This window comes from Szabonella alba, assembly GCF_016765775.1.
GTDB classification, from domain to species: domain Bacteria; phylum Pseudomonadota; class Alphaproteobacteria; order Rhodobacterales; family Rhodobacteraceae; genus Szabonella; species Szabonella alba.
The window spans coordinates 97,011-109,058 of record NZ_JAESVN010000006.1 but is presented as its reverse complement, the minus strand read 5'-3'; the positions used below and the strand labels follow the sequence as shown (position 1 = coordinate 109,058).

12 protein-coding genes and 1 tRNA gene are annotated in these 12,048 nt (G+C 63.4%); 7 read left to right on the top strand and 6 right to left on the bottom strand.

Features of this window, described 5'->3' with window-relative positions:
* Window positions 1-72 precede the first annotated feature (72 nt).
* From JL811_RS14405 to JL811_RS14380, 6 genes are all read right to left on the bottom strand, one after another.
* Complete coding sequence (locus JL811_RS14405; RefSeq protein ID WP_202689404.1) at window positions 73-999, bottom strand: electron transfer flavoprotein subunit alpha/FixB family protein; 927 nt, start codon at window positions 997-999, stop codon at window positions 73-75.
* A complete protein-coding gene (locus JL811_RS14400; RefSeq protein ID WP_202689403.1) occupies window positions 999-1,760 on the bottom strand; it encodes an electron transfer flavoprotein subunit beta/FixA family protein in 762 nt (253 codons plus the stop codon). Before JL811_RS14400 ends, JL811_RS14405 begins: the two co-directional genes overlap by 1 nt.
* Window positions 1,761-1,928: 168 nt before the next feature.
* Window positions 1,929-2,525 (bottom strand): cob(I)yrinic acid a,c-diamide adenosyltransferase, encoded by a 597-nt coding sequence (locus tag JL811_RS14395; protein WP_202689402.1) that lies wholly within the window; start codon window positions 2,523-2,525, stop codon window positions 1,929-1,931.
* A 16-nt stretch (window positions 2,526-2,541) separates the two neighbouring features.
* A complete protein-coding gene (locus JL811_RS14390; protein WP_202689401.1) occupies window positions 2,542-2,745 on the bottom strand; it encodes a twin transmembrane helix small protein in 204 nt (67 codons plus the stop codon).
* A 115-nt stretch (window positions 2,746-2,860) separates the two neighbouring features.
* Window positions 2,861-3,694, bottom strand: a complete 834-nt coding sequence (locus JL811_RS14385) for an SDR family NAD(P)-dependent oxidoreductase (RefSeq protein ID WP_202689400.1) — start codon at window positions 3,692-3,694, stop codon at window positions 2,861-2,863.
* Between the two features lie 115 nt (window positions 3,695-3,809).
* Window positions 3,810-4,421 carry an SH3 domain-containing protein gene (locus JL811_RS14380; RefSeq protein ID WP_202689399.1) on the bottom strand — a complete coding sequence of 204 codons (612 nt, stop codon included), beginning with the start codon at window positions 4,419-4,421 and terminating at the stop codon, window positions 3,810-3,812.
* Between the two features lie 163 nt (window positions 4,422-4,584).
* On the opposite strand from JL811_RS14380, the gene JL811_RS14375 reads away from it, so the two are divergent.
* From JL811_RS14375 to secE, 7 genes are all read left to right on the top strand, one after another.
* A complete protein-coding gene (locus JL811_RS14375; RefSeq protein WP_202689398.1) occupies window positions 4,585-6,900 on the top strand; it encodes a DNA topoisomerase IV subunit A in 2,316 nt (771 codons plus the stop codon).
* 45 nt (window positions 6,901-6,945) lie between these two features.
* On the top strand, window positions 6,946-8,133 hold the full coding sequence (locus JL811_RS14370) for a DUF898 family protein (RefSeq protein WP_202689397.1): 1,188 nt from the start codon (window positions 6,946-6,948) through the stop codon (window positions 8,131-8,133).
* Window positions 8,134-9,282, top strand: coding sequence for a M48 family metallopeptidase (locus JL811_RS14365; protein ID WP_202689396.1), 1,149 nt, complete (start codon window positions 8,134-8,136; stop codon window positions 9,280-9,282).
* Between the two features lie 110 nt (window positions 9,283-9,392).
* Window positions 9,393-9,956 (top strand): hypothetical protein, encoded by a 564-nt coding sequence (locus tag JL811_RS14360; protein ID WP_237684976.1) that lies wholly within the window; start codon window positions 9,393-9,395, stop codon window positions 9,954-9,956.
* Between the two features lie 88 nt (window positions 9,957-10,044).
* Window positions 10,045-11,220: an elongation factor Tu gene (tuf, locus tag JL811_RS14355; RefSeq protein ID WP_202689384.1), complete on the top strand. Its 1,176-nt coding sequence runs from the start codon at window positions 10,045-10,047 to the stop codon at window positions 11,218-11,220.
* 239 nt (window positions 11,221-11,459) lie between these two features.
* Window positions 11,460-11,535, top strand: a tRNA-Trp gene (locus JL811_RS14350).
* Window positions 11,536-11,693: 158 nt separating this feature from the next.
* Window positions 11,694-11,891 (top strand): preprotein translocase subunit SecE, encoded by a 198-nt coding sequence (gene secE, locus JL811_RS14345; RefSeq protein WP_202689535.1) that lies wholly within the window; start codon window positions 11,694-11,696, stop codon window positions 11,889-11,891.
* Window positions 11,892-12,048: the final 157 nt, after the last annotated feature.

The following is a 12,048-nucleotide window of genomic DNA, read 5'->3' as shown; positions in this document are numbered from 1 at the left end:
CCCCTTTCGTCAGCATTGAAACATTCCCGCAGGTCGCGGCAAAGGCCCGGGGCAAACAGCCCCCGGTGCGGGTCAGAGTTTCTCGATCAGTTCCGGCACTGCGGTGAACAGATCCGCGACCAGCCCGTAATCGGCCACCTGAAAGATCGGGGCCTCTTCATCCTTGTTGATCGCGACGATGACCTTGCTGTCCTTCATGCCGGCCAGATGCTGGATCGCACCCGAAATGCCGACCGCAACATACAGATCGGGGGCGACGACCTTGCCTGTCTGGCCCACCTGCCAGTCATTCGGCGCATAGCCCGAATCGACCGCCGCGCGGGATGCGCCGACTGCGGCACCCAGCTTGTCGGCCAGTTTCTCGATCAGCGCGAAATCAGCCTCGGAGCCGACGCCACGCCCGCCCGATACCACGATCCCCGCCGAGGTGAGTTCGGGCCGGTCCGAAGCCGCGACCTTGTCCTCGACCCAGTTCGACAGATCCGAGCCCCCTGCGGCGGCAACCGTCTCGACCGGGGCCGAACCGCCCTGCGCGGCGGCCTCATAGCTGGCCGTGCGCACCGAAAATACCTTGATCTTGTCAACCGAGCGCAGGGTCTGGATCGCATTGCCGGCATAGATCGGACGCTCAAAGGTTTCGGCATCGACGATACCCGAGACATCCGAGATCACCATCACATCCAGCAGCGCCGCCACGCGCGGCAGCACGTTCTTGGCATCGGTCGTCGCGGGCGCGGCGATATGGGAATAGTCCCCGGCCAGCCCGACGATCAATGCGGCGGTCGGTTCGGCCAGACGGTGGCCCAGCGATGCATCCTCGGCGCACAGCACCTTGGCGACACCTTCTATCCCGGCAGCCGCAGCGGCGGCATCGGCGGCCTTGGCCCCGGCGCAGAGCACCGTCACCGGACCCAATGCCTTGACGGCCGAAACGGTCTTGGCGGTCGCATCCATGTTCAGCGCGCCGTCGGTGACCTCACCCAGAAGAAGAACAGCCATCAGATCACCCCCGCTTCGTCTTTCAGTTTCGCGATCAGCTCATCGACCGAACCGACCTTCACACCGGCCTTGCGGCCCGCCGGTTCGGTGGTTTTCACGACCGTAAGGCGCGGGGTGACATCGACGCCGTAATCGGCGGCGGTCTTTTCCTCCAGCGGCTTTTTCTTGGCCTTCATGATATTGGGCAGGCTGGCATAGCGCGGCTCGTTCAGGCGCAGATCAACCGTCACGACGGTCGGCATGGCAACCTCGATGGTCTGCAGACCGCCATCCACCTCCCGCGTGACGCGGGCTTTGTCGCCCGCGATGTCCAGCGACGAGGCAAAGGTTGCCTGGCTCCAGCCCAGCAAGGCGGCCAGCATCTGGCCGGTCGCGTTCATGTCATTGTCGATGGCCTGTTTCCCGGCCAGAACAAGGCCCGGGGCCTCTTCCTTCACGACGGCGGCCAGCAGTTTTGCCACGGCCAGCGGCTCGATATCGGTATGCACGTCATCGGCGGCCACGATCAGGATGGCGCGGTCGGCCCCCATGGCCAGCGCTGTGCGCAGCGTTTCCTGCGCCTGCTTCACGCCGATCGAGACAACGACGATTTCCTCGGCCAGCCCCTTTTCCTTCAGACGGATCGCCTCTTCGACGGCAATCTCGTCGAACGGGTTCATCGACATCTTGACATTCGCCAGATCGACGCCGCTTCCGTCCGCCTTCACGCGCACCTTCACGTTGTAGTCGATCACACGTTTGACAGGCACCAAAACCTTCATCGCGCAATTCTCCCATTCAGCAGCCCCCGGACAGGGCCGGTCCAAGCGATTGCGCCTGTGTTAGCCTGTCGGGGCGGGGGAATACAGATCAAAACCGACCGGTCCGGGCGACGGGACGTCGCGTTTCGGGCCATGACGCAATGCGCCGGGGCCGGTTCGGGATTCGGTTCAGGTGCTGCCCGGCTTGGGCGGGCGCGTCAGGCCGGGCACCCAGAGAACATCCTTTGCCCCGTCCTCATTCGCGATGCGGCCTGCGACGAAGAACCAGTCGGAAAGACGGTTGAGGTATTTCACCGCTTCGGGGTTCACATCCTCTTGCACGGCCAGATCCACGGTCAGCCGTTCTGCCCGGCGACAGACGGTGCGGGCCAGATGCAGATGGGCGGCCAGCGCGCTGCCGCCGGGCAGGATGAAGCTGCGCAGCGGCGTCAGGCGGCTGTTCATCGCGTCGATTTCCGTCTCAAGCCGTTCGACCTGTGCCGCAATCATGCGCAGGCGCGGATAGGGGGCTTCGGCATCCTTGTCGCGGTCAGGGGTGCAAAGATCGGCACCCAGATCGAACAGATCGTTCGAGATCCGCTGAAGGGCCGCGTCCAGTTCTCCCCCCGCCGCATGAAGACGGCAAAGGCCGACGGTGGCATTGGTCTCATCCACGGTGCCATAGGCGCTGACCCGGGCGGAGTGTTTCGCGACCCGGTCGCCATTGCCAAGGGCGGTCTGCCCGCCATCACCGGTTTTCGTGTAGATTTTCGACAGGACGACCATGGTTCCCTCCGGCTGGTTACGCCATGCGCCTGACCAGCACGAAGATCAGGATCAGCACGACCGCCCCGAACTGTGCATAAATGCGCCAGCGCATCAAGCGGTTGGCATGTTTGCGGTTGAAATCGCCCCCCCGGGCAAAGCCGCCGATGCCGATCATCAGGATGACCAGAACGCCGAGGCAGGCAATGGCGGCGACGATGAAAAGCGGATCGCTGAGCATGGGCTGTCCTTTGCTGATCCCCTGCATCTAGGCGGTTCGGGACAAAAGGCGAAGGGCAATCTTGCCCGAAAGGCGCGCTTGCGGCAATTCGCGCGGAAAGAGTGGGGGGTAATGGTCAGACCTTGGCAATCAGCCAGTCCAGCGCGCGGGTCGGCAGGATGCGCCGCGCGATATTCATCAGATGCGTCGGATGGGTGACGAAATAGCGCGCCCGGGGGCGGGGGCTTTCAATCGCATGGATCAGTTTCGCGGTGACGGCGGAACAGGGCATTTCCCAGCGGTCGGGTCTGGCCGGGCCATACAGCCGCGCCAGCAGGCTGTCCTCATACTGGCTGCGGCGGGCCGAGGCGCGCCAGTCGATCCAGCGTTCGAAATGCGGCACCGAGTTTTGCCGGATCTTGGTCGGGATCGGACCGGGCTCGATCAGGATGATCCTGACCGGGGTATCGCGCATCTCGATCCGCAGCACATCGCTCAGGCCCTCCAGCGCGAACTTCGTAGAGACATAGGCGCCGCGCCAGCGCATCCCCACCAGCCCCAGAACCGAGGAATTGTTGACGATCCGGCCATGGCCCTGTGCGCGCATCACCGGGATCACCCGGCGGGTCAGGTCATGGGTGCCGAAAAGATTGGTCTCGAAAATTTCGCGCAGCGCGCCGCGCGGAAGATCCTCGACCGCGCCCGGGCAGGCATAGGCAGCATTGTTGAACAGCGCATCCAGCCGCCCGCCGGTGCGGGTCAGGATCTCGTCCATCGCTGCCGTGATGCTGTCCTCTGATGCGATATCCAGCGGCAGGCTTTCCAGACCTTCGCCCTGCAGGCGCGCGCAATCCGCAATGTCGCGACAAGTCGCAAAGACCCGCCAGCCCCGGGCCTGCAGAGTTCGCGCGGCATTCAGCCCGATGCCCGAAGAACAACCGGTGATCAGAATGCTGCGCCGTTCGTCCATGCCACACCCCTTGCCCTGCGCGTCCCCGAAAGGCCTGTGCTGCAAGGCTTATGGTCAAAGACGGTCCGCTGAAAGGGGGCAGGGGAAAGCCGTCAGGGGAAAGCGGGTGTTGCGGTCAGTTTCCGGCCGGATCCTGTTCGGTCATCAGGCGGGCGGCGACAAACCCCTCGACCCCGTCGCCTTCGATGCGGATGCGCACCCAGCCTGCAAATTCCGGTTCCACCACCAGAACGGACTCATTCCGGGTCAGGCGTCCGATCACCGCATGGTCGGTTGACGGACCCTGCCGGACATTGATCGCGGCACTGTTGACGTAAAGCAGCGGCAGGAATTCGGGTTCGGCTTCTGTAACGGGTTCGGGCGTCGAAACAGGCTCGGCCAAAGTTATCTGGTCGGCCACCGGCGCCGGGGTTTCGGCACTCAGATACAGCGCCGGCTGGGCCACTGCCGACCCGTCCTGCGCCGGAAGGGCAGGCGAAAGCGGGGTAAGGGATGCCAGCGTGACCGGCGCTGTCTGCGGATCGGCAGGGGGCGCGATGGGTGTTTCGACCATCGTCTGTGTTGCGGGAGTCTGGGCTGCGGGAGCCTGCTGCACGGGATCGGCGGGTAACGGCAGTTCGGATTCGGCCGCGGCGATCAGGCCTTGCCGCATCTGGCCGCGATCCTGTCCACCGATCAGCATCGTCACGAACATGGTGGCGGAGAGCAGAAGCAGCAGACGGATCATTTTGGCACCGACTCAGAGGGATATGACTTGGATAATGCCTTATCGCCGGATTCGTTCCCCGAAAAAACCGCACAATCGCCCGCCGCGCCGAAACAATCATCCCCGCGCGCCGCTTCCACAATTCCGGCTGGACCGGCTGACGCGGCGCGATTACACAACATCCATGACAAGTGACGCCGACACCCCCAAGATCGGGCCCGATTCCGCACCGATGACTGTTTCCGAACCGCTGCGCCGCGCGATCGGGGACCGGTATCTGACCTATGCGCTGTCCACGATCATGCACCGGGCGCTGCCGGATGCGCGGGACGGGTTGAAACCGGTTCACCGCCGTATCCTGTATGCGATGCGGGAGCTGAAGCTGTCGCCCACCAGCGGGTTCCGCAAATCGGCCAAGATTTCGGGCGATGTGATGGGCAACTATCACCCGCATGGCGATGCCGCGATCTACGACGCGATGGCGCGGCTCGCGCAGGATTTCAACATGCGCTACCCGTTGGTCGACGGGCAGGGCAATTTCGGCAATATCGACGGCGACAACCCGGCGGCCAGCCGCTACACCGAGGCCCGGCTGACGGCGATTGCCGAACGGCTGATGGAAGGGCTGGCGGAAAACGCGGTTGATTTCCGCCCCAATTACGACGGCACGCTGGAAGAACCGGTCGTGATGCCTGCCGCCTTTCCGCATCTGCTGGCCAACGGGTCCAGCGGCATTGCGGTCGGCATGGCCACGAATATTCCGCCGCATAACCTGCATGAATTGATCGACGCCTGCCAGTTGCTGCTGAAGAACCCCGATTGCGCCGATGAATCGCTGGTCGGGCTGGTGCCGGGACCGGATTTTCCCACCGGGGGCGTGATCGTCGAACCGCAGTCGAGCATCCTTGAGGCTTACCGCACCGGGCGTGGCGCCTTCCGTCTGCGCGCCCGCTGGCAGGTCGAGGATCTGGGGCGCGGCCAGTGGCAGATCGTGGTCACGGAAATCCCCTATCAGGTGCAGAAATCCAGACTGATCGAGAAGCTGGCCGAGGTCATCCAGACCAAGAAGGTGCCGCTTCTGGCCGATGTGCGCGATGAAAGCGCCGAGGATCTGCGCATCGTTCTGGAACCGCGCGCACGCACGGTCGAGGCGGATATGCTGATGGGAATGCTGTTCCGCAATTCCGATCTGGAAGTGCGTTTCAGTCTGAACATGAATGTGCTGATCGACGGGCGCACGCCGAAGGTTTGCAGCCTGAAAGAGGTTCTGCGCGCCTTTCTCGATCACCGGCGCGATGTGCTGCTTCGGCGCAGCCAGCACCGGATGGACAGGATCGACCACCGGCTGGAAATTCTGGAAGGGTTCATCACCGCCTTTCTGAACCTTGACCGGGTGATCGACATCATCCGCTATGACGCCGATCCCAAGCGCGCGCTGATGGCCGAGGACTGGGGCCGCAAACACGTTCGGGCCACTTCGGAAAAGGACTATGTTTCCCCCCCAGCGGGAGAGGGCGAACTGACCGAGGTGCAGGCCGAGGCAATCCTGAACATGCGGCTGCGGTCCTTGCGGCGGCTGGAAGAGATGGAGCTGATCGCCGAGCGTGACGCGCTGATGAAGGAACGAGCGGCACTTGATGACCTCCTGGCCGATCCGCGCCTGCAATGGAAGCGCATCGGTGCCGATCTGGCCGATGTGCAGAAGACCTTTGGCAATTCATGGGACAAGGGCCGCCGACGCACGACATTCGCCGAGGCGGGCGTGGTCGAGGATGTGCCCTTCGAGGCGATGATCGAGCGGGAGCCGATCACGGTGATCTGTTCGAAAATGGGCTGGATCCGCGCGATGAAGGGCCATGTGCCCCTCGATACCGAGGCGAAGTTCAAGGATGGTGATGAGGGCCGGTTCCTGTTCCATGCCGAGACGACGGACAAAATTGTGCTCGTGGGCAGCAATGGCCGCTTCTACACGCTGATCGGGGCCAATCTGCCCGGCGGGCGCGGCATGGGCGAACCTGTGCGCCTGATGGTCGATCTGCCGAATGAGGCCGAGATCGTCGATCTGCGCATCCACCGCCCCGGAGAAAGGCTGCTGGTCGCCTCGACCGAAGGCGACGGTTTTGTCGTGGCGGCGGATGAGGTGGTGGCCCAGACCCGCACAGGCAAGCAGGTGCTGACGCTGCGCGACGGCGTGCGCGCGGCGCTGTGCAAGACTGTGGTGGGCGATCATGTTGCCGTGGTGGGTGAGAACCGCAAGGTGCTGATCTTCCCGCTGGACGAATTGCCGGAAATGGCGAAAGGTAAAGGTGTCCGGCTGCAGAAATACAAGGATGGCGGGCTGTCGGATGCGACGACCTTCAACCTTGCATCGGGGCTGAGCTGGAAAGACCCTGCGGGCCGCACCCGGACCGAGACCGAACTTGGCGATTGGCTGGCCAAGCGTGCGACTGCCGGGCGGATGGCCCCGAGGGGCTTTCCGCGCGACAACAAATTTAACTGAACAGACTTGGTACCAACAATGATTGAACGAAAGGGGATAATCGGAATGTCTCAGGGAAACGGCACCGTCCGGTATGACGGCGAGCGCGGGGCGCTTTTCAAACTGGCGATGAAGACCGGTCTTCTGACGGTCGTGACGCTGGGCATCTATCGTTTCTGGGCCAAGACGCGGATCCGCAAATATGTCTGGTCTGCGGCCAGCCTTGACGGCGACCGTTTCGAATATACCGGCACCGGGCTGGAGAAACTTCTCGGATTCCTGATCGCGGTGGTCTTTCTGGCGATCTATCTGGGGATCGTGCAATTGCTGCTGACCTTTGTCGGCCTGGGGTTCTCGCTTGAACCGCAATCGCAATGGGAAGTGATCGCGCAGATCCTGTCGATCTATATTTCCTTCTTTGCCATCGTGCCTTTCCTCTTTTTCGCGACCTATCGCGCGCAGCGCTACAAGCTGGCCCGCACCCGGTTCCGCGGCATCCGCTTTGGCATGGACAATGCCGCAGGCGGCTATGTCTGGCGCGCGATCGTGCATTGGATCCTCACGATCCTGACGCTGGGTATCTTGCTGCCGCGCCAGACCTTCTGGCTGGGCAAATACATGACCGACCGCAGCCATTACGGTGATGCCCGGTTTGAACAGGGCGGCCGCTGGCAGGATCTATACGGCGCGATGAAACATGTCTTCATCGCCATCGTGATACTGGTTCTGGCCGCAGTGGCGGGCGGGGTGCTGAATTCGGGCGTACTGGCGGCGGTGCTGGGTGTGGTCGGCTATATCTGGCTGATCGTGGGCTTTGTCGCCTATGGGGTGCAGTCCTGGGCCTATATGACCTCGAATATGACACTGGATGGCAAGGTCGGCTTTATCGCGACCCCTGCGACGGGGCAGGTTCTCAAGCGGTTCATCCTTGGTGGGCTGATCGTCGGCCTGATCGCCGCAGTCGGTTTTGCGGCGCTTGCGGCGATCTTTGCCGGAACGATGCAGATGGCGGCTTATGGCATGGGGCCCGGTATCGCGACCATTGTCGTGATGGCGGTCGCCTATCTGCTGCTGATCGTCGCCCTTGGTGCGCTGTCGCTGGTCTTCATCACCCAGCCGATCACCGCCTATCTGTGTGAGCGGCTGGAAGTGCAGAATGTCCGGGCGCTGGACGCGGTGCATCAGCGCGCCGCCGACAAGGGTGCCGATGCCGAGGGCTTTGCCGATGCGCTGGATATGGGCGGGGCGTTCTGAATGACCGGCGCCGCGCCGGTCCCGGCGCAGTTCTTCGACGGGCATTCGGCGCGGCGCCATGCAGTTCTTGTCTCGCCCACGCGGGACGGGTCCGGCCTGATGATTGAACGGGCCGAGCGCGGCGGCACCGCCGAGATCTGGCCGCTGGACCGGTTGCGGCGTCTGGCCGATACTGCCGGACGGGGGGAACTGATCCTGACCCGGCTGGCCGAGACCGAGGACGAATCCCCCCGTGATGTGGCCCGTCTGGTACTGTCCGATCCCGGCTTGATCGGCTGGGTCACGCAGAATGCGCCGGGTCTGGACCGGCGCGATACCCGGCAGGGCACGGCGCGGCGGATCGTGACACGGCTTGCGCTGGCGGTGGCAGCCATTCTGGTCATGCTGTTCGTCATCTTGCCCCGCATGTCCGATTTCATGGCCGAACGCCTGCCGCTGGAAACCGAACAGCGATTCGGCCGCGCCGTGGTCGATCAGATGCAGCGGTTTCTGGGCGCGCGCGATGGACAGAACCTGACCTGTGAGGCGCCCGAGGGGGTGGCCGCGCTGAACCGGATGGTCGCGCGGCTGAGCGAGGGGCGCGATCTGGCCTATCCGCTGCAGGTCGGCGTTCTCAATCACCGGATGGTCAATGCCTTTGCCGCCCCTGGCGGACATGTGATGCTGGTGCGCGGTCTGCTGGATCAGGCCGAAAGCCCTGAAGAGGTGGCGGCCGTGCTGGCGCATGAGATCGGCCATGTCGAGGCGCGCGACTCCACCCGCCTGATGCTGCGGGCCGCCGGATCGGCGGGGATCGTGTCCATCGTGCTGGGCGATGTCTCGGGCGGCACGCTGGTTGCCATCGCCGGGGAATACCTGCTGCAAAGCGCCTATACCCGTGAGGCCGAGGCCGGGGCCGACCGTTTTGCGCTGGAGATGCTGAACGCCGCCGGCGTGTCCTCGCAGGGCATGGCGGATTTCTTTCTGCGCATCGGCGGAAAATCGGAAAGCAGCATTCCCGAATATCTGTCCAGCCATCCCTCCAGTGCGGCACGCGCGGGCCGCGCCGCCGAAAATGCGCAGGCCCGGCCTGGCAGCGAGCCGGTGCTGACGGAAGACGAGTGGCGCGACCTGCGCGCGATCTGCGACGGGTTCAGCGTCGCGCCCTGACCGGCCGGAGCCCGCACCGCCCCCGAAATGCCCCCGCGCCCCCGAGGTTGCGCGGCAGGGGGGGCTTCTGTAAGGAAGGACCGGACCGACCTTGCCGGGATATGCCGCCGATGCGCCTGATTGCCGCCCTTGCCATGAGCCTGACCCTGCTGGGGGCCTGCGCCCGAAATGAAACGGTGGAACCGCCGGTGGAACTTGGCGATTTCAAGCTGGGATTCGCGGTGGTCGTGGCGGATGGGGTGCAGAAGGTTCCGATTTCCCGCGACGCCGATCCCGAGGACTGGAAGCGGGTGCTGAAAGAATCGCTCGATGCGCGGCTCAAGCGCTATGAGGGCGGAAAATTCTACAATCTCGGCGTCTCGGTCGATGCCTATGCGCTGGCGCCGCCCGGCATCCCGCTGGTTGTCTCGCCGAAATCGGCGCTGGTCGTGTCAGTCACGGTCTGGGATGATGCGGCACAGGCGAAACTGAACGCGGAACCTGAACAATTCACCATTTTTGAAGGGCTGGACGGCGAGACCCTGATGGGGTCGGGCCTGACCCGCACAGCGGATGAGCAGATGGCGGCGCTGAGCTTCAATGCCGCGCGGCGGATCGAGCGCTATCTGGCCGACAACCCGCAATGGTTCGGCCTGCCGCCGAAACCCGGACGTGCGGCGCCATCCGCGAACTGACGCTTGATTTCCCCTGATTTCGTGGCTATCTCGCGCCGCGTGTGGAACGGGCCGCGCTGTGGCCCCCTAACTGATGAGGCGCCCTGCTATGGCCAAGGCAAAGTTTGAACGCAACAAACCGCATGTTAACATCGGGACCATCGGTCACGTTGACCATGGCAAGACGACGCTGACGGCGGCGATCACGAAGTATTTCGGCGAATTCCGGGCCTATGACCAGATCGACGGCGCGCCGGAAGAGAAGGCGCGCGGGATCACGATCTCGACGGCGCATGTGGAATACGAATCCGCGAACCGTCACTATGCGCATGTCGACTGCCCCGGCCACGCCGACTATGTGAAGAACATGATCACGGGTGCGGCGCAGATGGATGGCGCGATCCTGGTTGTGAACGCCGCTGACGGCCCGATGCCGCAGACGCGCGAACACATCCTGCTGGGCCGTCAGGTCGGCATTCCCTACATGGTCGTCTACATGAACAAGGTCGATCAGGTGGATGACGAGGAACTGATCGAACTGGTGGAAATGGAAATCCGCGAGCTTCTGTCCTCCTACGACTATCCCGGCGACGATATCCCGATCATCAAGGGTTCGGCGCTGGCGGCGATGGAAGGCCGTGATCCGGAAATCGGCGAGAACTCGATCCGTGCGCTGATCGCGGCTGTGGATGAATACATCCCGACACCGGCCCGTGCGGTCGACCAGCCCTTCCTGATGCCGGTCGAGGACGTGTTCTCGATCTCGGGCCGCGGCACGGTTGCCACCGGCCGGATCGAGCGTGGCGTGGTCAAGGTCGGCGAGGAAGTCGAGATTGTCGGCATCCGCCCGAACAAGAAAACCGTCTGCACCGGCGTCGAGATGTTCCGCAAGCTGCTGGATCAGGGCGAGGCGGGCGACAATGTGGGCCTTCTGCTGCGCGGTGTCGACCGTGAGGGCATCGAGCGCGGCCAGGTGCTGTGCAAGCCCGGCTCGGTGAAGCCGCATACGAAGTTCGAGGCCGAGGCCTATATCCTGACCAAGGAAGAAGGCGGCCGTCACACGCCGTTCTTCGCGAACTACCGTCCGCAATTCTACTTCCGCACGACCGACGTGACGGGCACGGTGGAACTGCCGGAAGGCACCGAAATGGTGATGCCGGGCGACAACCTGAAGTTCAACGTCTCGCTCATCGCGCCGATCGCGATGGAAGAGAAGCTGCGCTTCGCCATCCGTGAAGGCGGCCGTACGGTTGGAGCAGGGGTGGTTTCCAAGATCATCGAATGATCCTGGAAACCGGCGCGTTCGCGTAAACCGGCAACACGGCCGGCGCGGGCGTCGTCTCGAAAATCATCGAATAATCCAGCACCGGATTGATGTTGAACGCGCGGAGGGGTCCCCTCCGCGCGTTTTTCATGGACCGGCGCAGGGGCCAAGGGGTGGCCCGATCAAGCGGATTTCATCCCGCTTTTGTGCGGATGGCCCTTGATTTCCCGCCATGCCTGCCGTAACTCCCCGTCAGGCACAGGAGTTTAGCTCAGTTGGTAGAGCATCGGTCTCCAAAACCGAGGGTCGTGGGTTCGAGTCCCCCAACTCCTGCCAGCCTTTTCCCCGATAATACCGCTTGCCGTTATCCTGTTGCAGATGCGCAGGAAATGCTTTGACAAGGGCCAATTCGGGATCCGTGACGCTCCGGGCTTGAACTTCACGGGCCAAGCGCGTATCTCGCCCCGAACATTCCGAGCAGTCAGGACATGACGATGGCAAAGGCCAATCCGCTTCAGTTCATCCAGCAGGTGCGCAACGAGGTTGCCAAGGTCATCTGGCCGACGCGCCGCGAGGTTCTGCTGACCACGGTGATGGTCTTCATTATGGCGGCGCTGACGGCGACATTCTTTGCGCTGGTGGATATGTCGATCCGCACCGGGCTGAGCCTCATCATCAACGGTTTCGGCTGAAACCTGCGCCTCGTGCAGGCTCCCCCTTGAAATCAGGGGGCGGTGGCTGTATCCGGGCCATTCAGCGGAATGCAGGAACGCGCGGCGATTCGGGTCGCGCGTTGTTTTTTGTTCCGGTTCCGGTGGGTAACTGCTGGAGATTGCAGGAAAATCCGGG

Bases quoted from the DNA above. Each gene is read 5' to 3' on its own strand.
- JL811_RS14395 (WP_202689402.1), bottom strand. From the start codon at position 2,525: ATGGTCGTCCTGTCGAAAATCTACACGAAAACCGGTGATGGCGGGCAG.
- JL811_RS14385 (WP_202689400.1), bottom strand. From the start codon at position 3,694: ATGGACGAACGGCGCAGCATTCTGATCACCGGTTGTTCTTCGGGCATC.
- secE (WP_202689535.1), top strand. From the start codon at position 11,694: ATGGCAAAGGCCAATCCGCTTCAGTTCATCCAGCAGGTGCGCAACGAG.
- JL811_RS14380 (WP_202689399.1), bottom strand. From the start codon at position 4,421: ATGATCCGTCTGCTGCTTCTGCTCTCCGCCACCATGTTCGTGACGATG.
- JL811_RS14405 (WP_202689404.1), bottom strand. From the start codon at position 999: ATGGCTGTTCTTCTTCTGGGTGAGGTCACCGACGGCGCGCTGAACATG.
- tuf (WP_202689384.1), top strand. From the start codon at position 10,045: ATGGCCAAGGCAAAGTTTGAACGCAACAAACCGCATGTTAACATCGGG.
- JL811_RS14400 (WP_202689403.1), bottom strand. From the start codon at position 1,760: ATGAAGGTTTTGGTGCCTGTCAAACGTGTGATCGACTACAACGTGAAG.
- JL811_RS14370 (WP_202689397.1), top strand. From the start codon at position 6,946: ATGTCTCAGGGAAACGGCACCGTCCGGTATGACGGCGAGCGCGGGGCG.
- JL811_RS14390 (WP_202689401.1), bottom strand. From the start codon at position 2,745: ATGCTCAGCGATCCGCTTTTCATCGTCGCCGCCATTGCCTGCCTCGGC.
- JL811_RS14365 (WP_202689396.1), top strand. From the start codon at position 8,134: ATGACCGGCGCCGCGCCGGTCCCGGCGCAGTTCTTCGACGGGCATTCG.
- JL811_RS14375 (WP_202689398.1), top strand. From the start codon at position 4,585: ATGACAAGTGACGCCGACACCCCCAAGATCGGGCCCGATTCCGCACCG.
- JL811_RS14360 (WP_237684976.1), top strand. From the start codon at position 9,393: ATGCGCCTGATTGCCGCCCTTGCCATGAGCCTGACCCTGCTGGGGGCC.